Origin of the sequence: Pseudidiomarina sp. PP-1MA (genome assembly GCF_041200125.1) — a bacterium.
Classification (GTDB): Bacteria; Pseudomonadota; Gammaproteobacteria; order Enterobacterales; family Alteromonadaceae; genus Pseudidiomarina; species Pseudidiomarina fusca.
In genome coordinates, this window is record NZ_CP165718.1 from 912,186 (window position 1) to 936,432 (window position 24,247).

Below are 24,247 nucleotides of genomic sequence, written 5' to 3' on the forward strand. Positions count from 1 at the left end.
GCTTATAGCTAGTTGAATCATTCTTTTAATAAGGTGTAGTAGCATGGAAATTTTAATTATCCTGATTGTCGCCGTGGTGTTGTTATTCGCCATTAAAGACATTCGCCGTAGCCTGATTAGCAGACCAGCCTTTGGTTTTTTTAAACGGGTGTTGCCGCCGCTTTCGCCAACCGAGCGCGAGGCCATGCAAGCTGGCGATACCTGGTGGGATGCTGACTTGTTTAGCGGACGCCCGGATTGGGAAAAATTTCACCAGACCCAGGCTCCGACCTTTACTGATGCTGAACAAGCCTTTATCGACAACCAGTTAGAGACGCTATTGGCGATGTTGGATGATTTTAAAATCATGCAACAAGATCGCGATTTACCTAAAGATGTTTGGGATTACATCCGTAAAGAAAAATTCTTTGCCATGATTATTGGTAAGGAGTTTGGAGGTTTAGAATTTTCGCCAGCAGCAAACTCATACATTGTATCGCGCATTGCGACCCGCTCAATCAGTGCCGCAGTTACCGTGATGGTACCTAACTCATTAGGACCGGGTGAGTTACTTACTCACTACGGTACCGATGAACAAAAGAATTATTGGCTGCCGCGCTTGGCTGACGGCACCGATATTCCATGTTTTGCTTTAACCGGCCCCGAAGCAGGTTCTGATGCTGGTGCTATTCCAGATACGGGCATCGTGTGTAAGGGCGAGTTTGAAGGCAAAGAAGTTTTAGGTATTCGTTTAAACTGGAGCAAGCGCTACATTACCTTGGCTCCGGTCGCGACAGTCTTAGGTTTGGCCTTTAAGCTTTACGATCCTGAAAAATTATTGGGTGAGCAAGAAGATATTGGCATTACCTGTGCGCTAATTCCAACCAGCCACAAAGGTGTTGAGACGGGTGAGCGTCATTTGCCACTCAATCAAGCCTTCATGAATGGTACCACCTACGGCAAAGATGTCTTTATCCCACTAGATTGGATTATCGGTGGGCAAGAGTTTGCTGGTAAAGGGTGGCGTATGCTGATGGAATGCTTATCAGCTGGCCGTGGTATTTCACTCCCAGCATTGGCGGCAGCAACGGGCCACGTTACGCAGCGTATGACCGGTGCCTATGCTTACGTACGGCAACAGTTTGGCATGCCAATTGGGATGTTCGAAGGGGTGCAAGCTGCCATGGGTAAAATTGGTGGCACCAACTACATCCTCGAATCCATGCGCCGGTTAACGGTGACCGCCTTGTGTGAAGGTAAGAGTCCGTCGGTTATCACGGCCATGACTAAGTATCACATGACAGAAATGGGCCGCGAGGTGATGGATGCGGCGATGGATATTCATGCGGGTAAAGGAATTCAATTAGGTAGCCGCAACTATTTGGGCCATGGCTTTATGGCCACACCTGTCTCTATTACCGTAGAAGGCGCGAATATTCTTACCCGTAACTTGATGATCTTTGGACAAGGCGCAACCCGCTGTCACCCTTACGTACTGAAAGAAATGGAAGCAGCGAGCAACCCAGATGAAGAACAAGGCTTACATGATTTTGATGAACTGTTACTCAAACATATTGGGTTTGCCGCGAGTAACTTCTTCGGTAGTTTGTGGATGGGGTTATCTGGAGCACGTTTTAATAAGAGCCCAGTGAGCGGCCCAACGGCACGTTATTATCAGCAATTAACCCGTATGAGCAGAGCACTGGCTATGACAGCAGATATGGCGATGCTGGTGATGGGCGGCGATTTGAAACGCAAAGAAATGTTATCAGCGCGGTTAGGCGATGTGTTGAGTCATTTGTACATGGCCTCAGCAGTGCTGAAGCGTTATGAAGATGATGGTCGTCAAAGTGGTGATTTGGTGTTTGTTGATTATGCACTGCAGCATCATTTGTACGCTATTGGTGAAGCCTTTAAAGGATTCTTCGCAAACTTCCCGAACCGATTTATTGCGTGGACCTTGCGCTTAGCAATCTTCCCATTAGGTAACCATTATCATCAACCGGACGATAGTATTTTACAGGGAATTTCTACCAGCATGATGCAGCCGGGTGTTACTCGTGATCGCCATACCTTCTTAACCTATTGGAAGGATGATGAAAAAGATCCAATGGGTCATATGGAACTAGCATTCTTAGCGATGCGCGAGCATTCAGATGTCTACAAACGTATTCGCAAGGCGGTTAAACGTGGCGATATTGATGGTAATCTCAACGGTGATGCTTTGGTAGAGCAAGCGCGGGCAGCAGAAGTGATTAGCGCTGAAGAGGCCAGCGCTTTAAGCCGTACTGAGCGACTCCGTCTGTATGCCATTGGTGTCGACCAATTCGCAGCAGGCGTGATTGAGGATAAAAACTTTTATTAAGCCGCTGTGATACTAGCTATAATAGCCCCAGATTCTGGGGCACAATAACCTCGCTTAGGCGAGGTTATTTTTTGGGTAACGAGCCCATGGTGTTGGTGAGCAACCATGGCAAACGTAGGTGATGCAGATGCGATTAGATAAATTTTTAGCCGAAACCACCGGAATGAGCCGCAAAGAAGCGATGCGAACTTTGCATGCCGGGGCGGTCAGTGTTGATGGTGTGGTCGCTAAGAAAGGCGCGATGCAGGTGCCAGCGACTGCGGAAGTGATTTTTAATGGGGTGACGCTTAAGCTGTTGGGCCCAACTTATATCATGTTGCATAAGCCGTTAGATTGCGTTTGTGCCAATGACGATCCCCGTCATATGACGGTATTTGCTTACTTAGATTTACCTAACCCGGAAAAATTTCACACGGTAGGGCGACTGGATATAGATACCTCTGGACTCTTGCTGATCACTAATGATGGACAATGGACCCATCGGATTATCTCGCCTAAGCGTAGCTGTCCGAAAGTGTATCGAGCAGAGCTGGCCGAGCCGCTTGAGCCGCATCATGTAGAGCTATTCAAACAAGGGCTGCAATTACATGGTGAGAAAAAGTTAACCGAACCTGCACAACTCGATATTATTCATCCGCAACAAGCGTTAGTGACCTTATCAGAAGGGCGCTACCATCAGGTAAGACGGATGTTTGCCGCAATCGGTAACAGGGTAGAGAGCCTCCATCGTGAACAAATAGGTGAGCTAAAACTGGGTGATTTAGGCCCCGGTGAGTATCGGCACTTAACTGCTGCCGAGGTAGCTTTGTTTTAGCTAGCGCTAGGCGCTTCTGAAAAAACGCCCGCCAGTGTGGTTATGGCGGGCGTTGTGTTGCTTGAAACTAACCTGATATAAGTTAAACCCCAATCGGCTTATAGCGAGTACGATGCGGCTCCATAGCATGTTCACCATGGGTCTTTTTCATATACTCTTCGTAATCAGAATAGTTCCCTTCGTAGAAGTTCACCACGCCCTCATCACGATAGTCAAGAATGTGGGTAGCTACCCGGTCTAAGAACCAACGGTCGTGCGAGATCACCATAGCTGAACCAGGAAACTCTAATAAAGCTTCTTCTAGCGCACGTAGGGTTTCAACATCGAGGTCATTGGTAGGTTCGTCTAACAGTAACAGGTTACCACCAGCTTTTAATAGCTTGGCTAAATGCACCCGATTACGTTCACCCCCTGATAACTCACCAATGTGTTTTTGTTGGTCGTTACCACGGAAGTTAAAGCGACCCACATAGGCGCGGCTATTAATTTCAAAATTACCGATGCGGAGAATATCTTGGCCATCGGAGATTTCTTTCCACACGGTATTTTTGTCATTCATGTCATCACGGAACTGATCGACACTGGCTAACTGCACGGTGTCACCTAATTCAAGGGTACCAGAATCGGGTTGCTCTTTACCGGTGATCATGCGGAATAGCGTTGATTTACCGGCACCGTTCGGACCTATGATGCCAACAATAGCCCCTTTAGGAACGCTAAAGCTTAAGTCATTGATCAGTACCCGGCCATCGTAGGCCTTATGCAAGTGCTGAACTTCAAGCACCTTATCGCCCAAGCGTGGGCCTGGTGGAATAAATAGCTCGTTGGTTTCGTTGCGTTTTTGGTAATCACCACTTTGCAGTTCTTCAAACCGAGCCATCCGCGCCTTGCTTTTTGCTTGACGCCCTTTAGGATTTTGCCGCACCCACTCAAGTTCTTGTTTAATACTGCGTTGCCGAGCTTTTTCTTGTTTCTCTTCTTGCTCAAGACGTTGTTCTTTTTGTTCTAGCCAAGACGAGTAGTTGCCTTCCCAAGGGATGCCATAGCCACGGTCAAGCTCTAAAATCCAGCCTGCCACGTTATCTAAGAAATAACGGTCGTGGGTAATGGCAACCACGGTACCTTCGTAGTCGTGTAAGAAACGTTCTAACCAAGCGACCGATTCAGCATCCAAGTGGTTAGTTGGCTCATCTAATAGCAACATATCAGGTTTGCTCAGTAGCAAACGGCAAATGGCTACGCGGCGACGTTCACCACCCGATAATACTTTGATCTTGGTATCCCACGGCGGTAAGCGAAGCGAGTCAGCTGCACGCTCTAGCATGTTGTCTAAGTTGTGACCGTCTTTAGCTTGCAAGATAGCCTCTAGCTGGCCTTGTTTTTTCGCTAAAGCATCAAAGTCAGCATCTTCTTCAGCGTAGGCTGCATAAACCTGATCGAGCTCAGCTAGCGCATTTTTTACGTCAGCCACGGCTTCTTCTACGGTTTCACGTACGGTTTTATTTTCGTCTAGTTGTGGTTCTTGTGGCAAATAGCCAATTTCAATACCAGCGAGCGGGCGGGCTTCGCCTTCAATTTCTTTATCGATACCTGCCATGATGCGTAACAGGGTGGATTTACCAGCGCCGTTTAAACCTAATACCCCAATCTTTGCGCCAGGAAAGAAAGATAACGAAATGTCTTTTAAAATCGTCTTTTTCGGCGGGACGACTTTACTGACCCGCGACATCGAATAGATATATTGTGCCATAACTGCCCATGTTCCTTGTGAGGGTGAAATCTTAATGGACTATTTTAACCCTTAAGTTGGCGCTAACCCAAGTATATTGGTAAACTAGCGCACAGATATTTCCAATAACCCGCTGTCACTCTGGCAGCTGCTGCAGTTAGGAGCCCTGATGTTAAAACATGAGATGAACATTGCTAGCTATGATGCTGAGTTGTGGCAAGCGATGACCGATGAAGTACAACGTCAAGAAGAGCATATCGAACTTATTGCGTCAGAAAATTACACCAGCCCACGCGTGTTACAAGCGCAGGGTTCGCAGTTAACCAATAAGTACGCAGAAGGCTATCCGCACAAACGTTACTACGGTGGTTGTGAATTTGTTGATGTGGTTGAAGATTTAGCCATTGAGCGCGCCAAGCAGTTATTCGGTGCTTGCTATGCTAACGTGCAACCGCATGCTGGTTCACAAGCTAACTCAGCAGTATTTTTAGCGCTCTTAAACGCTGGTGATACGGTATTGGGGATGAGTTTGGCACATGGCGGTCATCTAACCCATGGTTCTCATGTGAATTTTTCGGGCAAGCTCTACAATGCGGTGCAGTATGGTTTAGATGAGAGTACTGGCGAAATTAACTATGCCGAAGTACGTGAGCTAGCCCTACAGCACCAGCCTAAAATGATCGTGGCTGGTTTTTCTGCTTATTCAGGTATCGTCGATTGGGCTAAGTTCCGCGAAATTGCGGACGAAGTAGGCGCTTATTTGTTAGTGGATATGGCGCATGTGGCTGGGTTAGTGGCAGCAGGCCTTTATCCGAACCCGGTACCTTTTGCTGATGTAGTTACCACCACCACCCACAAAACCTTGGCTGGCCCGCGTAGTGGTTTGATTTTATCAGGTAAAGATGACCCTGAATTGCACAAAAAACTTAACGGTGGCGTGTTCCCTGGTAGCCAAGGTGGCCCTCTAATGCATGTGATTGCTGCCAAAGCGGTAGCGTTCAAAGAGGCGATGGAGCCAGAGTTTAAAGCTTACCAGCAGCAGGTGTTAACCAACGCCAATGCGATGGTGAAGGTGATGCAAGAACGCGGTTACAAGATTGTTTCTGGCGGCACCCAAAACCATTTGTTCTTAGTTGATTTAATTGATAAAGATATCACGGGTAAAGATGCTGATGCAGCTTTAGGTCGGGCCTACATTACGGTGAACAAAAACTCCGTACCCAACGACCCGCGCTCACCTTTTGTGACATCAGGATTACGGCTAGGTACCCCAGCTATTACGCGTCGTGGTTTTAAGCAAGCGGAAGCCGAGCAAGTGGCACACTGGATTTGTGACGTGTTAGATAATATTAACGACGAAGCAGCCATCAGTGCCGTGCGTGACCAAGTAAAAGCCCTTTGTAAGCGCTTCCCGGTATACGGATAAGCAACTCTTTGGTCGAGAATTAGGGCGATGAGTTCATTAGGTTAGGCAAGGAAAGTTATTATGCATTGTCCTTTTTGTGGCACGCAAGATACCAAAGTCATCGATTCTCGGTTAGTTGCCGACGGCGCCTCAGTGCGCCGTCGGCGCGAATGCACCGAGTGTAAAGAGCGCTTTACGACGTTTGAGACGGCAGAGTTGATTATGCCTCGAGTTATAAAGTCCGATGGCACTCGCGAACCTTTTAACGAAGATAAATTGCGTAGTGGCTTGTTACGCGCTTTAGAAAAACGTCCGGTTAGTCTCGAAGCTATTGAGCAAGCCATGCAGAATGTCAAATCGTCATTAAGGGCAACGGGCGAACGTGAAGTCACCAGCAAAATGATTGGTGGCTTAGTGATGGAAAACCTCAAAGCCTTGGATAAAGTCGCATACATCCGGTTTGCCTCGGTGTATCGCGCCTTTGATGATATTCGTGAATTTGGTGAAGAAATAGCTCGTCTCAATGACTAATACCCCAGTTAGGTGCCACCAATTCTATATGCAACGCGCTCTTGATTTAGCTGCGCAAGGGCGGTTCAGCGCTGCGCCAAATCCTATGGTGGGATGTGTGATAGTTCAGCAGGGCCAGATCGTTGGCGAAGGCTGGCATCAACGAGCCGGTGAACCTCATGCTGAAGTACATGCCTTAGCTGCCGCCGGCGCATCAGCCAAGCATGGTACTGCTTATGTTACCCTTGAACCTTGTAGCCATTTCGGTCGTACTCCTCCATGCGCAGATGCACTCATCAAAGCTCAAGTGGCGCAAGTTGTGGTGGCGATGCAAGATCCGAATCCGTTGGTTAGTGGGCAAGGTATCGCACGTTTACGAGCAGCGGGTATTGAGGTGCTGGTTGGCGTGTTAGAAACCCAAGCGCGTGCCTTAAACTGCGGTTTTATCGCTCGGATGCAACGGCAACGGCCCTGGCTTAGACTGAAAATGGCAGCATCATTAGATGGCCAAACAGCCTTAGCAAATGGGGCCAGCCAATGGCTAACCAGCAGCGCAGCAAGAGCCGATGTGCATCGGTTTCGCGCCCAAAGTAGCGCCATTTTGAGTACTGCGACCACGGTGCTAGCTGATCAGGCCCGGTTGACGGCGCGCGGCGAATGGGTACAACAACAGCCGCTGCGCGTGATCATCGATAGTCAGGGCAAATTAAAGGGTGATGAGCCGCTTTTTACCGAAAGTACAGCAACTGCTGCGCCTATTTTATTGGTACAGGGTGCCGATCTGACGACGACCAGAACTTGGCCGGAGCAAGTAACAATTCTGCAGTTGCCAGTAACTAGCAGTGGCCAGATAGATTTAGCTGAGCTGTTACACCAGCTAGCCCAGACGTATCAGATTAATTCGGTTTGGACCGAATGTGGGACAAACTTAGCCGGCGCATTGATTGCGGCTGGTTGGGTTGATGAACTCATTTTATATTTAGCCCCGAAATTATTAGGTGCAAGTGCGCAAGGTTTATTCGCTTTGCCGGTATGGCAGCAGCTCGCGCAAGCGCCCACCTTAACCTATCGAGATGTTCGCCAGGTGGGGGCTGATCTTCGTATTACCGCCACCATCAACACGAACCAAGGAGACCTTTCATCGTGACCAGTGTGCCATCCACAACGAACTCGTTACATAGCGCTGCCGCTATTATTGCTGATATTAAGCAGGGTAAGATGGTTATTCTCATGGATGATGAAGACCGTGAAAACGAAGGGGATTTAATTCTGGCGGCTGAGTGTGTTACGCCAGCGGCAATCAATTTTATGGCACGTTACGGCAGGGGGCTCATCTGTTTAACGCTGACCGAAGAACGCTGCGAGCAATTGCGTTTGCCGCTCATGGTGAATCAAAACAACGCCCCTTACGCCACTAATTTTACGGTCTCTATTGAAGCCGCAGAAGGGGTTACCACCGGGATTTCAGCGGCAGACCGAGCTCGTACGGTGCAAGCGGCGGTAGCAGCCGATGCTAAGCCAAGCGATTTGGTGATGCCAGGCCATATTTTCCCATTGAAAGCCAAGCCCGGTGGTGTGCTGAATCGGGCTGGCCATACTGAAGCTGGCTGCGACTTGGCGCGTTTGGCTGGGTTTGAGCCAGCGGCAGTGATCGTGGAAATCTTAAACGAAGATGGCAGCATGGCGCGGCGGCCAGACTTAGAAAAATTTGCCGCTGAGCATGGTATCAAGATCGGTACTATTGCTGATCTTATTGAGCATCGCTCGTTAACTGAGAAAACTGTACAGCGCCAGGCGCACTGCAAATTGCCCACAGCTTACGGTGAATTTGAGTTGATTGCGTATCAAGACACCATTGATAAACAAGTCCACTATGCCTTAGTTAAGGGTGACATTAATAGCTCTGATCCGGTGAACGTACGAGTTCACTTACAAGATACTTTTAACGATCTATTTGCCACTGAGCGCGCTGCTAAACGTAGCTGGCCGTTAGCTCATGCAATGGAATTTATTGGTGCCAACAACGGCGTTTTAGTGGTGATTGGGCGGCATCAAGATAGTGCCGGCATGCTTGAGCAAATTGCTCATTTTTCTGCAGAAGATCGTGGCGAAAGAAAACCAACGGCAGCCGCCTCTAATGCCTCTCGTAACGTCGGTATCGGATCACAAATCTTGGCTGATTTAGGCGTTCATCAAATGCGGTTGATGAGCTCTCCCAAACGCTATTCTGCGCTGTCAGGATTTGGCCTAGAAGTGGTTGATTTTATTGAAGACCCAAATAACCCTGCGTGATCTCAGTAAGTTGCTGCCACAGCTGAGTATTGGCTGGGGCAGCAAGACCAAACTGCGTACTTTGCTGAGCTACAAATCCATTTAAATAGTCAATTTCAGTTGGCCGTTGCTGACGCACATCACTGAGCATCGACGAGCGATTTGCTGCTGTTCTTTGCATCACGAGTCGCGCCTGTTCGAGTAGCTGATCAGCGTTGAGAGACAATTGATAATGCTTAGCTAAGGCAACGATCTCAGTCGCCAACTGCATTTGCAATTGCTGTACGGGTAGGCGTAACAGGTCACCATTTGGACAGTTATACACTACGGTCAAGGCATTAATTAAACAGTTGGTGGCGAGCTTGTGCCAACGCACTAATTTAATCTCGTCACTCCAGGCTAATGGCGGCAAAGCAGCCGCTAATTGTTGTTGTATTTGCGGCACTAGCCAAGGGCTGGGGGGATTATTAGCCGTAGCCGCCAGCGGATCACTGTAGCCCAGCCAGCTTTGCCCCACGCCTGCATGAACTAGTAATGATCCTTGCCGATAGGCGCCGTGAGTGGTGCTCCAAAAGAGACTATGCGCTGGTAACAACTGCTGTTCATGAGTGAGCATACCGTTGTAACTTAAGATCAATGGGCAGCGCTCTAGTAACTTGGCTTGGGCTAACTGTACGAGTAGAGGCTGCACTTGATAGGCTTTTACTGCTGCAAAAATGCAGGTTCCAGGCTCAAGTTGCTCGAATGAAGTGGTCGTTAACTGATAGTGCTGGTTTGAAAAACTCAGTTGCAGATGCCCAACGGCGGGTTGCTGGCGTGGGCACAGGCTCACTTGTAGCCCTTGTTGTTGGAGTTTGATGGCCACCAAACTACCCAGGGCTCCGTTCCCAACGACGGCCCAACGCATGTTAATTGGAATCCTGCTGGTAAGCTGCTTCTAAACGCAGTAATGGCTTACGGAGTGCTAATAGAATCAATAGGCTAGGAACCACCATCAAGGCGGTGAGCACAAAAAATAGCAGCCAATCTCCGTCAAGAGCATTTACCACGAAGCCACTGTAGGATGAGAGTAAGGTACGGCCAAGGTTACCCAGCGAGGCAAGCAGGGCGTATTGGGTAGCGGTGAAGGCGCGGTTACACAACAAGCTAATAAAGGCAACAAAGGCGACCGTAGACCAAGCTCCGGTAAAGCCATCGATAACCACCGCAGCCAACAGTAGGTTGGTATTAGGCCCCACCCCGGCTATCCAAGCAAAGAGCAGATTAGAAGCGGCCATGGCTAAACCACCAATAAGGAGGCCGCGCACTATGCCAAGGCGTAAATTAACTAAGCTCCCCAAAATTGCGAAAACGATGGTGACCCACCAAGTGACTAATTTTGAGTAAATGGCAATGTCATCGTTGGTGAAACCGATTTCTTTATAGAACACAATCGACATTCGGCCTAAAAAGGCCTCGCCAATCTTAAACAAAAAGATAAAAGCCAACATGCTCAGGGCTAATCGCCAGCCGCTGCGTTTAAAAAATTCTGCAATGGGTGCAACCAGAGTATGGTGAAACCAACTTTGGCCAGCCTTTAATTGGGTGGTGACCGCTGAGTAGCGAGTGGAGTTTGGCGCCAGAATAACCCAAAAGATTTGCGCCACCACCACGAGGGTAAGCAGGCTGTAGGCTTGTTGCCAGTTCCAATGGGTGCCATCCACCAGAAAAAATGGAATGGCGCCAAGGCCGCTGTAACCAGTCCACCAACCAGCTGTCGCCATGGCGGCTCCAGCGGATTGGAGGCGCGCTTCGTGGGCACCGAAGCTTTCAATGCGGTAGGCATCAATAGCAATATCTTGGGTTGCTGATAAAAACGCGATAACCACAGCTAACAGTGCGATCCACCAAGTTTGTACAGTAACATCTAGCCAGCCCAAACCTGCGGTTGCCGCCAAAATACCCAGTAAACAGACCAGCAACCAACTACGACGTTGTCCCAAGTGGCGGGCGAGCCAGGGTAGGCGTACTCGATCGATGAGAGGCGACCAAAGTGCATTGATGGAGTAAGCAATAAAGACAATACCAAATAAGCCGATATTGGCTCGATTTACTCCGGCTTCTTGCAGCCAAGCGGAGAGCATGGAGCCAATCAGCACCCACGGAAACCCACTGATCATGCCAAAACCAAAAATCACCCAGATCCTTGGCTCTCGGTAAACAGCGAAATCTTTAAACCAAGGGGTAGCTGACATTAGAGCGCCGGCAGCACATCAATACGAATCAGCATGGGCGGCTCAAGCGGCACATCACCCCAACCGGTAGGCTCATGAAACACATGGGTCTCAGTTGCTGCGAGTTGCTCTAGCACCTCTTCACCTTCAACAACCCAGCCAAACACTGCGTAGCCCCAACGGCTGCTGCTCGGGTCCAGTTTAGTATTGTCGGCGACGTTAAAATAAAACTGGCGGGTTGCTGAGTGCGGATCGCTCACTCGGGCCATGGCGATGGTGCCATAACTGTTACTCAGCCCATTACCAGATTCATTGACAATAGCAGGGCGCTCTGCTTTGGCTTTAAAGTCAGCATCGTAGCCACCACCTTGTACCACAAAACCGGGCACAATGCGGTGAAAAATTGTGTTGTTGTAACTCCCAATTTCAACGTACTCAAGAAAGTTTTTGACAGTGAGTGGGGCTTTAGCACGGTTTAATTCAACCACGATATCACCGGCACTGGTGACCATCTTCACTCGCGGAAACTGGTTGTTCGGTTGAATTTCTGCTGCTGCGGGCGCAAGCAAGGCGGTCAGCAGGAACGTACCTAAAATAAAATGAGAATAAAGCTGTTTCAGCATGATTAACCTCGAGCTCTCCAAATCACAAACTTGGCATTTTGTGCGTGTTGATCTACCTGTTTAAACAAACGCTTAAGGCTAGCATAATAAGGTAAGTGACGATTGGCGACCAGCCATAATTCACCGTTGGGTTGCAGTACACGCTTAGCATCACGGAACATCTGTCGGGCGATATGTTCAGTGACAGCATGTTCTTGATGGAATGGAGGATTACATAGAATCAAGTCAGCACTCGCACTTGGCTGTTGACTCAAACAATCGTCCACCCGAGTTTGATAAGCTTCAGAGTGAGGCAAATTCAAGTCGATATTGGTGCGGCAAGAAGCCATAGCCAAATAGGATTCATCGACCCAAGTCACTTGGCTGTGAGGCGATTGCTGTGCATAAACAATCCCTAAGATGCCATTACCGCAACCTAAATCGATGACCCGATTGGCGCCCGCAGCGGGCATGTGCTGCAGCATAAACCGAGCGCCAATATCAAGAGCATTACGAGCAAACACACCCGCATGGTGACGCATTTCTAGACCGTATTCAGGCAGTTGCCAGGCGTCAATAAAGTTGGCTGGTTCAGCATTGGTCACCGCCTTCAGCTGCGCCTCTAAGGTGCGAGACTTCTTACTGGCAAGAGATACCGAGACATTATCGCAGTAACGTTCAAACAATTGCCGCACGCTAGGAGTAAATAACTTACTTTTCGCCGCTGCTACTATGGGGGTGCCTGGTTTCAGTGTGGTAGCTAGCGTTGCTAATTGAAACTCCAGTAAGCTGATACTTTTCGGTATTTTCAAAAGCACAAGATCAATACTAGGTGGCAAGCTTTGCAGCGGCTGCAAGAGGTTTAAAGCCGATAGTTGTAGGTTCAGCTGATTTAGTTTGCTATTGTGTTGAAAGCCACGCTGGCTTACGTAAGAGTCGGTTAAGCTATGAACGACCGGTGGCGGAGTGAGTAACTCAGAGTGGCAAGCCATCAGTAGTGCACCAAAACTATCATTAATTAATAGCGGTGCCTGCCATTGCGGACGCTGCGTCGCTAGCCAACTATGTATAAGTTCATCAGCCGCATCCCAAGCCTGCAAAGGATCTTGCTTGCGCGCCGGAAAGCGTTGTAGGTGCCAACTACCAAGTTCGGTAGTGAAAGTGGTAGCAGCGCTAGGCGTGCCCGTACGTATTGATTGACGTGAGTTCATAAGCTGATTATATGGTCGGACATTTCTCTTGTTAACAATCGTGCTATGATAGCGAAAAACGACAGGTGACTATAGGTTTATATAACGTGAAAATATACGCAGAAATTACCGGCTGGGGCAAATGCTTGCCGCCAGCTATTATGACCAACGACGATTTAGCTACTTTTTTAGATACCTCGGATGAGTGGATTCGCACCCGTACGGGTATTGAAGAACGTCGGGTAAGCTACGTCGGCACCTCCAAATTAGCCACAGTAGCGGCGCGCAATGCCTTGGCCGCAGCTGGCCTTGATGCCAATGATCTTGATTTAATCATTGTTGGTACCTGTACCCCAGACGAAATTATTCCCAATGTCGCCTCAGCCGTGCAGCGTGATTTGGGTGCCAAATATGCTGCGGCATTTGATCTTAATGCTGCCTGTAGCAGTTTTTTATATGGGATGCATTATGCAACGCAAGCGATTCGTACCGGCGCCCATAAAAAAGTACTGATAATCGGGGCTGAGCGCTTAACGCGTATTTTGGATTGGACCAAGCGTGAAAGCGCAGTGCTCTTTGGTGACGGCGCTGGCGCTATGGTGCTGGAAGCAACTACCGAAGAATGTGGCTTATTAGCCTCTCACGTCACTTGCGATGCTGATGCCCGCGATGTTCTGGCATTAGAGTTTGGCATGAGTTTTGACCGCTTTGGTTTTGACGGCATCATGCCCTTTAATTTTGTTGGCCAAGAGATTTTCAAGCGGGCAGTGAAAGGCATGAACATGGCCGTTGAAAAGGTGTTTGCAGAAACCGGTTTGACAACCGATGACATAGATTCACTCATACCGCATCAAGCGAATAAGCGCCTTATCGATTACTTGGCCAAGATGTGTAATGTGCCGGAAGAGAAAACCGTGATTAATATTCAAAAATACGGCAATACCTCTTCTGCCACCTTACCTATCGCTTTTTGTGAAGCGGTTGAGCAGGGTATCGTTAAACCGGGTGATACTATTGTGTCAGCAGTTTTCGGTGGTGGCCTAACCTGTGGCGCCGGCATCATTAAATGGGGCCAACGAGTGACCCCAATTCGCGATAATAACGAAACGCTACCAAGTAATGGGCAAACCGCTTTAGATTTAATTTTGCCAGTGTACGAAGGCACGCGTAAAGCATGGGAAAAACGTGAACATGAGTAAGCACAGCTCAGGGTTTGTTAAACAAGAAGTAAAGCAAGGGGTGTTGTGGTTAACACTAACCCGAACCGATAAGAAGAATGCGCTAACGCAAACCATGTATCTTGAGCTCAGCAAAGCGTTACAAGATGCTGATCGTGATAGCAGCATTTCAGCTGTGATCTTAACCGGTTCGGGCGACAGTTTTACTGCGGGCAATGACTTGCATGACTTCTTATCGATTGAAGATTTGGATGATAGCGCACCACCGTTTGAGTTTTTATACACCTTAAGTCGGCTTAGCGTGCCTTTGGTAGCCGGGGTTAATGGTTTATCCATTGGTATCGGAACCACCATTTTGCTGCATTGTGATTTGGTGTATGCCAGCGCTACCGCTACCTTTGCCCTACCTTTTATTAATTTGGGCTTGGTACCAGAGGCCGCATCGAGTTTGTTACTGCCTAAGTTAGTTGGGCACTTGCGTGCGTCTGAATTACTGTTATTAGGCGATAGCTTTGATGCCAACGCGGCACTAGCTTATGGGCTGGTCAATAAAGTCGTAGCGCCAGAGCAACTAGCGACCGAACTGGAGCAGGTTGCTGCAGCTTTGGCGAGTAAGCCTCGGGCTGGCTTACGCGCTGCCAAAAGATTGATCAAAGAACAGGATGAACCGGTAGCTGATAGAATTGAGCGCGAAGCCCATATCTTTATCAAAGCACTGAGTTCTGAAACCGCTCGTAAAGCCATTGCTGAGCGCTTACAGCGCAAAAAATAGTAAGGTTGCTGTAATAATAGGCAGTTGACACGGCAAGCCTTGCTACTCAACTGCCTTTGCGTAATAATGCGCGACGTTATGGTGGCCTCATTGGTCCCCCCGCAACACGAACTGGCGAACCCGGTCAGGCCCGGAAGGGAGCAGCCGTAGTTAGGGATGTGTGTGCCGGGGTGCTGGCTGGTGAGGCCGCCACCCAATAACAACAAAATCCTACTTGAGTTTCCCGCACGAAGAATTCACTATCTTAATTCACTTACAGTTAATGAATTGAGATGACCATGCCTAAAAATATCGAACCGGTTTATTACGGCGAGTATTTACAGCTCGATAAACTCCTAGATGCGCAAGCTCCGCATAGCCGCAAATACGGTGCAGAAGCGCATGACGAAACCCTCTTTATTATTGTGCACCAAGTTTATGAGCTTTGGTTTAAACAAGTTCTGCACGAGTTGCGCTCTATTCATCAAGCTTTGCAAGCCGATCAATTAGATGACCGCACGCTCTATACGTTAGCCCATCGACTGCGACGTGTGCTGGCCATTCAAGACTTAATGAATGATCAGGTCGGGATTATCGAGACCATGACTCCGCAAGAGTTTTTGGCGTTTCGGGATTATTTGGTGCCAGCTTCTGGGTTCCAAAGTATTCAGTTCAAAGAACTGGAAATTCTGCTCGGGTTAACGCGCGGCCATCGTATCGCTTTTGATCAGCAATCCTTTTATAACCGCCTGAATGACACTGACCGTGCTTATCTTGAAGCGTTAGAACAGCAACCTAGTCTATTTGACCGAGTGGATGCTTGGTTGGCACGTATGCCTTTTTTAGAGTTTAACGACTTTAGTTTTTGGCAAACTTACCAACAAGCTGTGACTGCCGCACTAGATCATGACGAAAAAATTATTCGTGAAACCGCGGCGACACCCGAGCAGTTGGCGACGGAACTGGCGTCATTACAGTCAAATCGGGATAATTTTGCCGCTCTTTTTGATAACAATCGTTATATTGAGTTGCAAAAAAATGGCCAGGTACGTCTATCGCAGCAGGCCATGTTAAGCGCTTTATTTATTACTCAGTACCGCGAAGAGCCAGCTTTTCACTTAGCACATCAGGTGATTACCGGGTTAGCAGAAATGGACGAGAAGCTGACTATTTGGCGCTATAAGCACGCGATGATGGTGCAGCGTATGTTGGGGACTAAAATTGGTACCGGTGGTTCTTCTGGGCATGATTATTTGCGCCGCACCACGGAACAAAATCGGGTGTTCAAAGATTTCTTTGCGATGGCGACTTATTTGCTTCCTAAAGCCGCCTTGCCAGAGTTGCCAGCGCACGTGCAACAAGCGCTTGGCTTTTATTTCCGCTCAAACCATGCAACCGCTTGATGTAATGCTTGCAGTTGGTCGGCTATGCGCGCACTGAGCCACTCGGTGCGCTGTGGTTGGCGCTGTTGCACTAAGGCATGCAAATGCAGCCGTACTTCCGCCAAGTAGTCGGCGGGGCAGGTAGCATCGGCCCGAAACAATTGGGCGTCAAACCAATCGACGAATTGTTCTTCATCAATTTGCAAACGATCAATGCGTAATGCTAAAGCTGCTAATTGTTGCTCTACTTGGGATTGCAAATGAGCTAACTGATGCTTTAGTGTATGTACTGAGGATGCTGATGAGGCCATGCTCATTCCTTGCGCTGGTGGTTACTACCTAGATTGAGGTACTGTACTCCATCTGCAAGCCAAACCAAACTCTAAAATAGGGTAGTTTGGCGAGCCAGTGGAAGGCAGTTACTAAAGTGCTTCATAGGCATCTGTTAAGATGCTGTAAACGTCATTATATAAGGTTTTGCTGTAAGCTATAACTGATATCGGTAGTTGACAGGATTACTTGTATCGTGGGAGTATTGAGTCATTATTACCTTAGTACTCCTAATGGTAATAGCTGCAAGTGTTGATTAAACTCTTTTCGTCACTCAAATAACTGGGAGGCTAACAGCATAAGGCTGTTACGCTTAAAGTTAAGTCAAATTGGTTGGGAACTATGACCAAAGTAATCAATAAAAGCAAAGTTGCTGCTGCCGTTATCGGTATGTTTGCAATTGCAGGTAGCGCGACAGTAGCTGCCCAAGACGTTTCTACGTTGCAAAACGAAGAAGCTAAGATCCACGCCGCAGATCAACGCTCTCAGCAAAAGATCAATTCTTTGTTTGAGCAAAGCCAAGATATGCTGTACGAATATCGCGGAATTGTAGACGAATATGAGAACTTAAAAGTCTACAACGACCACGTGCAACGTTTGGTTGATGACCAAAACGCATCACTGGCTTCTCTACAGCGCCAGATCGATGGCATCGAAGCAACGAAGCAAGGCGTTGTTCCTTTGATGTACAAAATGATCGACGCTTTGGAGCAGTTTGTGGAGCTGGACATTCCAATTCACAAAGAGCGCCGTTTGGCTCGAGTTGAACGTTTACGTGAAATCATGGGTGCATCTAACGTTGCTACCTCTGAGCAATTCCGTCAAATCACTGAAGCCTATCAAGCAGAAATGGACTACGGTTCAGGTCTGATTGCATACGAAGGCAAGTTGCAGTTCGAAGGTGAAGAAATCTCTGTAGACTTCTTCCACTTAGGCCGTGCAGCATTAATGGCACAATCGTTAGATTTGAAAAACGGTTGGATTTATAACGTCGAATCTGGCGCATGGGAAAAGCTTGATGATGCTTACTTAAGCTCATTAACCAAAGCTATTCGTATGGCGCGTAAGCAAACCGCCCCAGATCTGATCAAACTGCCAATTTATGCAGCGGAGCGTGCAGAATGAACAAACTAGTGAAATCTTTGCTGGTCGCAGCAGCATTCTCATTAACGGCTGGCGCAACTTCTGCTTATGCGCAAGAGCAAGCACAATCTCTTGAGCAGTTGCTTGAGCTGGTAAAACAAAACCGAGCTGCTTCACAGCAGATCAATAAAGAGCGTGAAGCTGAATTCACTGACGCTCGTGCTGATAAGCAAGCTTTATTAAACCGTGCGAAGAAACAATTAGCTGACGAGAAAGCTCGTGGCGAAAGTTTACAAACACAATTTGCTGAAAACGAAATTTCATTAGCTAACAAAGAGCAAGAGCTACAAAACGCCCTTGGTACTTTGGGTGAAATCGTGGGTGTTGCCCGTGGTGCAGCTAGTGAAACTATCGGTCGTATCGCCACTTCAATCGTAAGTGCACAGTATCCTGGTCGTGAAGACGTCCTAGAGTCTGTCGCTGAAGCGAAAGAAGTACCTACCATTGCTGAATTAGAAGAGCTTTGGTTGGCATGGTTAACCGAGATGCAACAGTCAGGTAAAGTTGTAACCTTCAACGCAGACGTTACTTTGCTTGATGGTTCTTCAGAAAACCGTGACGTTACTCGGATTGGTGTATTCAACCTGATCTCTAACGGTGAATACTTCAACTACAACGACTCAGCTGAAGAAATTCAACCCTTAGGTCGTCAGCCTGAAGGCTTCGTGTTGTCTGCTGTTAGCGCATTTGAAAGTGCAACTACTGGCTACGAAGGTTTATACATTGACCCAGCTCGTGGTCAAATCTTGAACCTAGCTACTCAGAAAGCAACTCTTGAAGAGCGTTATCACCAAGGTGGCACCGTAGGTTACGTTATTACTGTAGCGTTAATCGTGGGCTTCTTGATTGCTATCTATAAGTTTGTAACCTTAGGCTTAGAAAGCGCGAAGATGCGTTCACAGTTGAAAAACACTGAGAATCCATCAAGCAAAAACGCCTTGGGCCGTATCTTGAAGGTTTATCAAGAGAACAAACACGCTGACACCGAAAACCTAGAATTGAAACTTGATGAAGCTATTCTGCGCGAGACTCCGAGCATTGAGAGCGGCGTTAACATCATCAAGATTTTGGCTGCGATTGCACCATTGCTAGGTCTATTAGGTACAGTTGTTGGTATGATCGGTACGTTCCAATCAATCACCTTGTTTGGTACCGGTGATCCGAAAATCATGGCAGGTGACATCTCAATGGCGTTGGTTACCACCGCATTGGGTCTGATTGCAGCATTGCCACTGATTCTTGTACATGCCATTGTGGCAGCGCGTGCTAAGTCTATTGTTCACGTATTAGACGAGCAAGCTGCAGGTATCGTCGCCGCTCACGCGGAGAAGAAGGAGTAATCCTATGGTATACCTGATGGAACTCTGGGAATCTATCAGGGATTTTCTGGGTACCGGTGGCGACGTCCTGTACGTCGTCATGGGAGCGCTCTTTCTCATGTGGGTACTCATGATAGAGCGCTACTGGTTCCTGACCGGTGTGTTTCCTAAAATCAAACAAGAAATTGTTGATAAATGGAACGCCCGAGAAGATACCACCTCGTGGTACGCTCATAAAATCCGTGAAGCATGGATTTCTGAAGCCGACGAAAAGCTAAACGCGCGCATTTTGTTGATTAAAACCTGCGTAGCGATTTGTCCGTTGATCGGACTACTAGGCACCGTAACCGGGATGATTGCAGTCTTTGAAATCATGGCGGTACAAGGTACTGGTAACCCACGTCTGATGGCGTCGGGTATTTCGATGGCTACCATCCCAACTATGGCGGGAATGGTTGCTGCATTGTCTGGTATGTTCTTCGCATCACGCTTAGAAGCGCGGGTACGTCGGGCCAAAGACAAGCTAATCGACAGTTTGCCACATCATTAAGAGAGAAGAATTATGGCACGTAAACGTTTTCGTGAAGAGGAAGATGCAGCGATCGATATGACGCCGATGCTAGACATCGTATTCATCATGTTGATCTTCTTCATCGTAACCACCTCTTTCGTTAAAGAAGCTGGTATTGACGTGAACAAGCCAGAAGCAAGTCAAGCAGAGAAAAAACCTTCTGCTAACATCTTTATCGCTATTCGTGCGAACGGCGAAGTATGGATGGACAAGCGTATGGTTGATGTTGAGCGTGTAGGCGCAAACATCGAGCGTCTTTTGGCCGAACAGCCAACTGATATCGTAGTGATTCAGGCGGACAAAGAAGCCAAACATGGCGTTGTCGTTAAGGTCATGGATCAAATCAAGGAAGCGGGTATTGACAAGATATCCATAGCCGCAGAGGACGATTAATTATGGTGCGCTTCATAGTATCAATACTATTAGGTGCTGCAGCTACGTTCCTTCTGTTCGCTTTCATGGCTTTTTTGATTAGCGGCGGTGAGGGACGTAACGAAGGTCCACCACCGACTGCACCGATTGAAATTGTGACGAATCCACCGGATTCGGATGTGGATCAGCGTCGTCGTACGCCTCCACCACCGCCTCCGCCGCCACAACAGCCGCCTGAGACGCCGCCTAACGAACCTGATACTTCAGATTCAGAAGGCTTAAATTTAGACTTAGGTTTTGATGTTGATGTTGGTGGTACGGATTCAGGTTTTGATGCCAGTGGTGCGATGATTCGCGATGGTGAAGCAACGCCGATTGTGCGAATCAACCCACGTTATCCGCCAGCGGCGCAACGTGATGGCATTGAAGGTTACGTAGTGCTTAGTTTCACTATCGATGAAACCGGTGGTGTGACTGATGTGGAGATTATTGATTCGAACCCGCGTCGGGTATTCGACCAAGAAGCTCGCCGAGCACTATTACGCTGGAAGTACAAGCCGAAGGTAGTTGATGGTAAAGCTGTGCGTCAGCCTGGCCAAACTGTACAACTAGACTTCAATATGGGTGAGGAGGGATAACGATGATGCACAAGAAGCTCGTAGCCTTAGCTAGCGCTGGTGTATTGTTTGCGGCTTTAGCGGTAACCCCAGTTACTGCTTCAGCGCAAGACGTTAACTACAACTTGCCTACCGCTGAAGAAATTCAGAAACGCAAAGACTCGCGTCGTAACGAAGCGATTTCAGAGCGTATCGGTCGTCGCGTCATGGCGGCGGTTGAGTTGTACGAAGCAGGCGATGCCAATGGTGCGATTGCAGAACTTAAAGATTTATCGATTCGTTCTGATCTTGATCAAGCCTTTGTAAATCGCTTGTTAGGTAGCTTGTATGCGGGTAACGACCAGTTAGACGAAGCTCTGCCTTTGGTGAAAGCCGCGGCCGATGCTGATATCTTAGGCTGGAACGACCAAGCCACTGCATTAAAGCTAACAGCTGATTTGAGCCTGCAATTAGAGCAATACAACCAAGCTATTCAGTATTATGGCAAATGGTTGCAATTCTCTGGCGAAGCAGACCCGGATGTATTTTTACGTATTGCTAACGCTTACTACGAGATGAAGCAATTCGACAAAATCATTCAACCAGCTGATTTAGCTATTCGTAACTACGAAGAGCCTAATAAGAACCCTTATGTTCTTAAAGTAGCTTCTTATTACGAACGCAAAATGTACAGCGATGCAGTTAAAGTACTAGAAGCCGGTTTGAAAGTTATTCCTGACGAGAAAAACTGGTGGAATCAGTTAGGTATGATGTACTTGCTGGAAGAGAGAATCGACAAAGCTCTGCAAACTCTTGAGGTTGCCTACTTAGCCGGTTATTTCGACAAAGAAAGCCAGTACAAAGCCTTGATTCAACTGTACGGTAACAACGAGATTCCATATAAAGCAGCAAGCTTAATGGAAAAACACCTAAACAATGGTGATCTCGAGCCGACTGCACGTTTGTGGCAAAATGCTGCGCAAAACTATGACCAAGCGCGTGAATATAAGCGTGCTGCGGCCCTATACGGTAAAGCGGCAGAGTTAGAAGAAACTAACGCTGACAAAGCAACCCAATATCGTCGCCAAGGTACTTCGTATTTGCGTGCAGAAATGTACACTCAAGCAGCTGCTGCTTACAGTAAAGCATTAGACTTAGGCATTGAAGAACGCGGTGCTGTGTATATGTCATTAACTGAAGCTTACTTCTATCAGAATAAGTTCAGCCAAGCTTTGGCATCAGTTAAAGAAGCACAGAAGTTTGAAAACGAACGTCGCTCAGCACGTAGTTGGGAACAGTACATTCGTTCTAAAGCCAGTAACCGTGGCGTTAAGCTGTAAGGCTTAAGTTTTCAGGTTCGTTAGATAATGAAAACCCCGCCTGGTGCGGGGTTTTTTTTTGCTATGGCAATCTAGTTCGAACTTTAACTCACTATGCTAGTCTATACTCAGTAACAAGATTTTTTTTCAATCTTCATTAATCACCTGGGGTTATCCTTATGAAAGCACTACAAACGTCAGTTACTTTAGCTGTAGGAGCCTTGTTAGCAAGTGCTGCTGCACCCGCGGCACAAGCTAATCCGTTTGGCTTTAGCGAATTGCCTAGTGGCTACCAACAAGCTGCTCAGCAGCAGCAAGAAATGCGTTGCGGTGGTAAAGACAAAGCTAATAAAAAAGCCGACAAAGAAATGAAATGCGGCGAAGGTAAATGTGGTGAAGCCTATCAAGAAAAGCGTGCCAAACATCAAGCCGAAGGTAAGTGTGGTGAGGGCAAATGTGGCGAAGCCATGCGTGAAAAAATGCGCGAAAAAATGGATGCCAAAAAGAAAGGCAAAGCTGAGCAAGAAATGAAATGCGGTGAAGGTAAGTGCGGCGAAGGTAAATGCGGCGAGCAACGTTAACGCCTAACCCCATACCCTCCTTAGGATTAGGCTTACGGCGGGAATTTTTAGACCAGGTTTTGACGGAGCTACCCGCCGTGGCTCAATGGGAAATTGCACCAGAGAACTGGATGGGGCGGGGCAATTTGGCTGAATATCAGTTAGATTATCTGCGCGACCATTATCCCATCAGCAGCCATGGGTTATCGCTATCCATTGGCAGCCAAGATCCTTTAGATGAGACTTTTTTGCTGCGCCTCAAGGCGTTCTTAGATAGGTTTAGTATCGACCGCTACAGTGAACACCTGAGTTACTGCTCAGTCGGTGGCCATTTGTATGATCTGTTGCCGATCCCCTTTACCGAAGGCGCTGCCGAACACGTGATTGCACGGGTGCGGCGGGTACAAGAAATTATTGAGCGACCGTTGGTACTCGAGAATATTTCGTATTACGCGAGTGCTGCTACGGAACTGGATGAATTGAGTTTTATTAAGCGCATTTTGCAAGGCGCAGATTGTGAGCTCTTGCTTGATGTTAACAACGTTTACGTTAATAGCATTAATCATGGTTACGATGCGCGCCAATTTATTCGTGGATTACCAAGCTCGCGCATCACTTATGGCCACATTGCGGGGCATCATGAAGAAGCTCCCGATTTACTCATAGATACCCACGGTGCTGGGGTAAAACCAGCAGTGGTGGAATTATTACAGTTAGCTCAGCAGGTTCATGGGCCGTTTGCGGTGGTACTAGAACGAGATTTCAATATTCCTCCCTTGGGAGAGCTTCTTAACGAGCTGTATGAGCTTGATCAACAGCTGCAACCCCTCGGTGAGGCTCTGCATGGCAACTAACAAACCGAGTCCTGATTGGCGCGAGCTGCAGCAACAGTGGGCAGCCGCTATCCGCAATCCTAACCAAGTTAGCTTGGCAGGCGTTGAACCTCGGCGTTTAGCTGTGTATCAGCGCTTGGTTTTTAATAACATAGATAGCTTTATCAGCCGTGGCTTCCCGGTATTGCGACAGTTGCACAATGAGCAGCAATGGCAACAACTGATTTATCAATTTATGCAGCAACACGCCGCGCAGTCGCCGCTGTTTGCCGATATCGGACGTGAGTTTGTGGCGTTTGCGCAGCAAACGTTACCCGCGGTGTGGGCTCAGTTGGCGCAATACGAGCGGATGGAAGTTGACGCTTTGTATGCCGAGGTGGATTATCAGTTGCTGCACGCTACTAACGCCGCGGCCGAACCTGTACTGACTGCTAACGAGTTACTCGATGGAGTGCAATTCCGGGTGAATCCAAGTGCCCAATTGGGAGTCTTTCAGTACCCTGTGCAGCAAGTGAGTGCGGCTAACCCACAACCGCCTGCCGCAGCTGAACCTGTGTGCTTGGTGGTTTATCGTGAGTTGACCTCGCAGCCTCATTGGCAGCAACAGGAAGCTGTCAAATTTATGCAACTAACGCCGCTTACAATGGTGTTGCTGGAGACCCTCCAGCAAGCTAACGGCAGCACTTTGCGTGCTGCTTTGGCCAGTCTACAGCCCTACGCCGTCGGCTATCAACCAGAGCAACTAGAGCAAGCCTTAGTGACAGTGGTTGACGGGTTAATGCAGCGTTGTGTGTTGTTCCTTGCGGCCGAATGAA

The 24,247-nt window shown here is 48.0% G+C and carries 24 protein-coding genes and 1 other RNA gene; 19 read left to right on the forward strand and 6 right to left on the reverse strand.

What is annotated here, in order from left to right:
• Positions 1–43: 43 nt before the first annotated feature.
• Both AB8S08_RS04180 and rsuA read left to right on the forward strand, forming a co-directional pair.
• Positions 44–2,344, forward strand: coding sequence for an acyl-CoA dehydrogenase (locus tag AB8S08_RS04180; protein WP_369743780.1), 2,301 nt, complete (start codon positions 44–46; stop codon positions 2,342–2,344).
• Positions 2,345–2,471: 127 nt separating this feature from the next.
• On the forward strand, positions 2,472–3,158 hold the full coding sequence (rsuA, locus tag AB8S08_RS04185) for a 16S rRNA pseudouridine(516) synthase RsuA (RefSeq protein ID WP_110074739.1): 687 nt from the start codon (positions 2,472–2,474) through the stop codon (positions 3,156–3,158).
• An 82-nt stretch (positions 3,159–3,240) separates the two neighbouring features.
• Here the strand turns inward: rsuA and ettA are convergent, their stop codons facing one another.
• On the reverse strand, positions 3,241–4,908 hold the full coding sequence (gene ettA, locus AB8S08_RS04190; RefSeq protein WP_110074738.1) for an energy-dependent translational throttle protein EttA: 1,668 nt from the start codon (positions 4,906–4,908) through the stop codon (positions 3,241–3,243).
• Positions 4,909–5,056: 148 nt separating this feature from the next.
• On the opposite strand from ettA, the gene glyA reads away from it, so the two are divergent.
• The 4 genes from glyA to ribBA all read left to right on the forward strand — a co-directional run bounded on the left by glyA (position 5,057) and on the right by ribBA (position 9,094).
• Positions 5,057–6,313 carry a serine hydroxymethyltransferase gene (gene glyA, locus AB8S08_RS04195; RefSeq protein WP_369743782.1) on the forward strand — a complete coding sequence of 419 codons (1,257 nt, stop codon included), beginning with the start codon at positions 5,057–5,059 and terminating at the stop codon, positions 6,311–6,313.
• 60 nt (positions 6,314–6,373) lie between these two features.
• Entirely contained in the window at positions 6,374–6,823 is a 450-nt protein-coding gene (gene nrdR, locus AB8S08_RS04200; RefSeq protein WP_110074736.1) for a transcriptional regulator NrdR, read from the forward strand.
• Positions 6,816–7,949 carry a bifunctional diaminohydroxyphosphoribosylaminopyrimidine deaminase/5-amino-6-(5-phosphoribosylamino)uracil reductase RibD gene (ribD, locus tag AB8S08_RS04205; protein ID WP_369743784.1) on the forward strand — a complete coding sequence of 378 codons (1,134 nt, stop codon included), beginning with the start codon at positions 6,816–6,818 and terminating at the stop codon, positions 7,947–7,949. The genes nrdR and ribD overlap by 8 nt, the downstream gene beginning before the upstream one ends.
• A 71-nt stretch (positions 7,950–8,020) precedes the next feature.
• Positions 8,021–9,094, forward strand: a complete 1,074-nt coding sequence (gene ribBA, locus AB8S08_RS04210) for a bifunctional 3,4-dihydroxy-2-butanone-4-phosphate synthase/GTP cyclohydrolase II (protein ID WP_369744184.1) — start codon at positions 8,021–8,023, stop codon at positions 9,092–9,094.
• Here ribBA and AB8S08_RS04215 read toward each other — a convergent pair.
• The 4 genes from AB8S08_RS04215 to AB8S08_RS04230 are packed head-to-tail and all read right to left on the reverse strand — an operon-like array spanning position 9,066 to position 13,099.
• The gene (locus tag AB8S08_RS04215) at positions 9,066–9,980 is read right to left on the reverse strand and encodes a ketopantoate reductase family protein (protein ID WP_369743785.1); all 915 of its coding nucleotides are present in this window, start codon (positions 9,978–9,980) and stop codon (positions 9,066–9,068) included. The genes ribBA and AB8S08_RS04215 overlap by 29 nt on opposite strands.
• Before the next feature lies 1 nt (position 9,981).
• Positions 9,982–11,307, reverse strand: a complete 1,326-nt coding sequence (locus tag AB8S08_RS04220) for an MFS transporter (RefSeq protein WP_369743787.1) — start codon at positions 11,305–11,307, stop codon at positions 9,982–9,984.
• Positions 11,307–11,909 (reverse strand): peptidylprolyl isomerase, encoded by a 603-nt coding sequence (locus AB8S08_RS04225; RefSeq protein WP_369743789.1) that lies wholly within the window; start codon positions 11,907–11,909, stop codon positions 11,307–11,309. The genes AB8S08_RS04220 and AB8S08_RS04225 overlap by 1 nt, the downstream gene beginning before the upstream one ends.
• Before the next feature lie 2 nt (positions 11,910–11,911).
• Positions 11,912–13,099 (reverse strand): methyltransferase, encoded by a 1,188-nt coding sequence (locus tag AB8S08_RS04230; protein ID WP_110074730.1) that lies wholly within the window; start codon positions 13,097–13,099, stop codon positions 11,912–11,914.
• 86 nt (positions 13,100–13,185) lie between these two features.
• Here AB8S08_RS04230 and AB8S08_RS04235 point away from each other — a divergent pair, with 86 nt between their 5' ends.
• From AB8S08_RS04235 to AB8S08_RS04250, 4 genes are all read left to right on the forward strand, one after another.
• Positions 13,186–14,277 carry a ketoacyl-ACP synthase III gene (locus tag AB8S08_RS04235; RefSeq protein ID WP_110074729.1) on the forward strand — a complete coding sequence of 364 codons (1,092 nt, stop codon included), beginning with the start codon at positions 13,186–13,188 and terminating at the stop codon, positions 14,275–14,277.
• Positions 14,270–15,028: an enoyl-CoA hydratase gene (locus AB8S08_RS04240; protein ID WP_110074728.1), complete on the forward strand. Its 759-nt coding sequence runs from the start codon at positions 14,270–14,272 to the stop codon at positions 15,026–15,028. The genes AB8S08_RS04235 and AB8S08_RS04240 overlap by 8 nt, the downstream gene beginning before the upstream one ends.
• Before the next feature lie 88 nt (positions 15,029–15,116).
• Positions 15,117–15,214, forward strand: an RNA gene (gene ffs, locus AB8S08_RS04245) — signal recognition particle sRNA small type.
• A 92-nt stretch (positions 15,215–15,306) separates the two neighbouring features.
• A complete protein-coding gene (locus AB8S08_RS04250; protein ID WP_110074946.1) occupies positions 15,307–16,410 on the forward strand; it encodes a tryptophan 2,3-dioxygenase family protein in 1,104 nt (367 codons plus the stop codon).
• Here the strand turns inward: AB8S08_RS04250 and priC are convergent.
• The gene (gene priC, locus AB8S08_RS04255) at positions 16,380–16,700 is read right to left on the reverse strand and encodes a primosomal replication protein PriC (RefSeq protein WP_162014544.1); all 321 of its coding nucleotides are present in this window, start codon (positions 16,698–16,700) and stop codon (positions 16,380–16,382) included. The two genes, AB8S08_RS04250 and priC, sit on opposite strands and share 31 nt — an antisense overlap.
• Positions 16,701–17,061: 361 nt before the next feature.
• Here priC and AB8S08_RS04260 point away from each other — a divergent pair, with 361 nt between their 5' ends.
• The 9 genes from AB8S08_RS04260 (at position 17,062) to AB8S08_RS04300 (ending at position 24,246) form a co-directional block, all read left to right on the forward strand.
• Positions 17,062–17,844 carry a DUF3450 domain-containing protein gene (locus AB8S08_RS04260; protein ID WP_110074726.1) on the forward strand — a complete coding sequence of 261 codons (783 nt, stop codon included), beginning with the start codon at positions 17,062–17,064 and terminating at the stop codon, positions 17,842–17,844.
• Positions 17,841–19,202 (forward strand): MotA/TolQ/ExbB proton channel family protein, encoded by a 1,362-nt coding sequence (locus AB8S08_RS04265; protein WP_110074725.1) that lies wholly within the window; start codon positions 17,841–17,843, stop codon positions 19,200–19,202. Before AB8S08_RS04260 ends, AB8S08_RS04265 begins: the two co-directional genes overlap by 4 nt.
• 4 nt (positions 19,203–19,206) lie before the next feature.
• The gene (locus AB8S08_RS04270; protein WP_110074724.1) at positions 19,207–19,731 is read left to right on the forward strand and encodes a MotA/TolQ/ExbB proton channel family protein; all 525 of its coding nucleotides are present in this window, start codon (positions 19,207–19,209) and stop codon (positions 19,729–19,731) included.
• A gap of 12 nt (positions 19,732–19,743) precedes the next feature.
• Complete coding sequence (locus AB8S08_RS04275; RefSeq protein WP_092855554.1) at positions 19,744–20,145, forward strand: biopolymer transporter ExbD; 402 nt, start codon at positions 19,744–19,746, stop codon at positions 20,143–20,145.
• Positions 20,146–20,147: 2 nt separating this feature from the next.
• Positions 20,148–20,762, forward strand: a complete 615-nt coding sequence (locus AB8S08_RS04280) for an energy transducer TonB (RefSeq protein ID WP_110074722.1) — start codon at positions 20,148–20,150, stop codon at positions 20,760–20,762.
• A gap of 2 nt (positions 20,763–20,764) precedes the next feature.
• Complete coding sequence (locus AB8S08_RS04285) at positions 20,765–22,060, forward strand: hypothetical protein (RefSeq protein ID WP_258306500.1); 1,296 nt, start codon at positions 20,765–20,767, stop codon at positions 22,058–22,060.
• Between the two features lie 158 nt (positions 22,061–22,218).
• Positions 22,219–22,620 carry a hypothetical protein gene (locus AB8S08_RS04290; RefSeq protein WP_110074721.1) on the forward strand — a complete coding sequence of 134 codons (402 nt, stop codon included), beginning with the start codon at positions 22,219–22,221 and terminating at the stop codon, positions 22,618–22,620.
• Entirely contained in the window at positions 22,602–23,453 is an 852-nt protein-coding gene (locus tag AB8S08_RS04295) for a DUF692 domain-containing protein (RefSeq protein WP_369743794.1), read from the forward strand. Before AB8S08_RS04290 ends, AB8S08_RS04295 begins: the two co-directional genes overlap by 19 nt.
• Positions 23,443–24,246, forward strand: a complete 804-nt coding sequence (locus AB8S08_RS04300; RefSeq protein ID WP_369743796.1) for a DUF2063 domain-containing protein — start codon at positions 23,443–23,445, stop codon at positions 24,244–24,246. The genes AB8S08_RS04295 and AB8S08_RS04300 overlap by 11 nt, the downstream gene beginning before the upstream one ends.
• Position 24,247 lies beyond the last annotated feature (1 nt).

Coding starts and splice junctions, on each gene's coding strand:
- AB8S08_RS04240 (WP_110074728.1), top strand. CDS start 14,270: ATGAGTAAGCACAGCTCAGGGTTTGTTAAACAAGAAGTAAAGCAAGGG.
- AB8S08_RS04215 (WP_369743785.1), bottom strand. CDS start 9,980: ATGCGTTGGGCCGTCGTTGGGAACGGAGCCCTGGGTAGTTTGGTGGCC.
- AB8S08_RS04270 (WP_110074724.1), top strand. CDS start 19,207: ATGGTATACCTGATGGAACTCTGGGAATCTATCAGGGATTTTCTGGGT.
- AB8S08_RS04260 (WP_110074726.1), top strand. CDS start 17,062: ATGACCAAAGTAATCAATAAAAGCAAAGTTGCTGCTGCCGTTATCGGT.
- rsuA (WP_110074739.1), top strand. CDS start 2,472: ATGCGATTAGATAAATTTTTAGCCGAAACCACCGGAATGAGCCGCAAA.
- AB8S08_RS04250 (WP_110074946.1), top strand. CDS start 15,307: ATGCCTAAAAATATCGAACCGGTTTATTACGGCGAGTATTTACAGCTC.
- AB8S08_RS04290 (WP_110074721.1), top strand. CDS start 22,219: ATGAAAGCACTACAAACGTCAGTTACTTTAGCTGTAGGAGCCTTGTTA.
- ribD (WP_369743784.1), top strand. CDS start 6,816: ATGACTAATACCCCAGTTAGGTGCCACCAATTCTATATGCAACGCGCT.
- priC (WP_162014544.1), bottom strand. CDS start 16,700: ATGGCCTCATCAGCATCCTCAGTACATACACTAAAGCATCAGTTAGCT.
- AB8S08_RS04275 (WP_092855554.1), top strand. CDS start 19,744: ATGGCACGTAAACGTTTTCGTGAAGAGGAAGATGCAGCGATCGATATG.
- ribBA (WP_369744184.1), top strand. CDS start 8,021: ATGGTTATTCTCATGGATGATGAAGACCGTGAAAACGAAGGGGATTTA.
- AB8S08_RS04225 (WP_369743789.1), bottom strand. CDS start 11,909: ATGCTGAAACAGCTTTATTCTCATTTTATTTTAGGTACGTTCCTGCTG.
- glyA (WP_369743782.1), top strand. CDS start 5,057: ATGTTAAAACATGAGATGAACATTGCTAGCTATGATGCTGAGTTGTGG.
- AB8S08_RS04295 (WP_369743794.1), top strand. CDS start 22,602: ATGCGGCGAGCAACGTTAACGCCTAACCCCATACCCTCCTTAGGATTA.
- ettA (WP_110074738.1), bottom strand. CDS start 4,908: ATGGCACAATATATCTATTCGATGTCGCGGGTCAGTAAAGTCGTCCCG.
- AB8S08_RS04230 (WP_110074730.1), bottom strand. CDS start 13,099: ATGAACTCACGTCAATCAATACGTACGGGCACGCCTAGCGCTGCTACC.
- AB8S08_RS04300 (WP_369743796.1), top strand. CDS start 23,443: ATGGCAACTAACAAACCGAGTCCTGATTGGCGCGAGCTGCAGCAACAG.
- AB8S08_RS04280 (WP_110074722.1), top strand. CDS start 20,148: ATGGTGCGCTTCATAGTATCAATACTATTAGGTGCTGCAGCTACGTTC.
- nrdR (WP_110074736.1), top strand. CDS start 6,374: ATGCATTGTCCTTTTTGTGGCACGCAAGATACCAAAGTCATCGATTCT.
- AB8S08_RS04180 (WP_369743780.1), top strand. CDS start 44: ATGGAAATTTTAATTATCCTGATTGTCGCCGTGGTGTTGTTATTCGCC.
- AB8S08_RS04285 (WP_258306500.1), top strand. CDS start 20,765: ATGATGCACAAGAAGCTCGTAGCCTTAGCTAGCGCTGGTGTATTGTTT.
- AB8S08_RS04265 (WP_110074725.1), top strand. CDS start 17,841: ATGAACAAACTAGTGAAATCTTTGCTGGTCGCAGCAGCATTCTCATTA.
- AB8S08_RS04220 (WP_369743787.1), bottom strand. CDS start 11,307: ATGTCAGCTACCCCTTGGTTTAAAGATTTCGCTGTTTACCGAGAGCCA.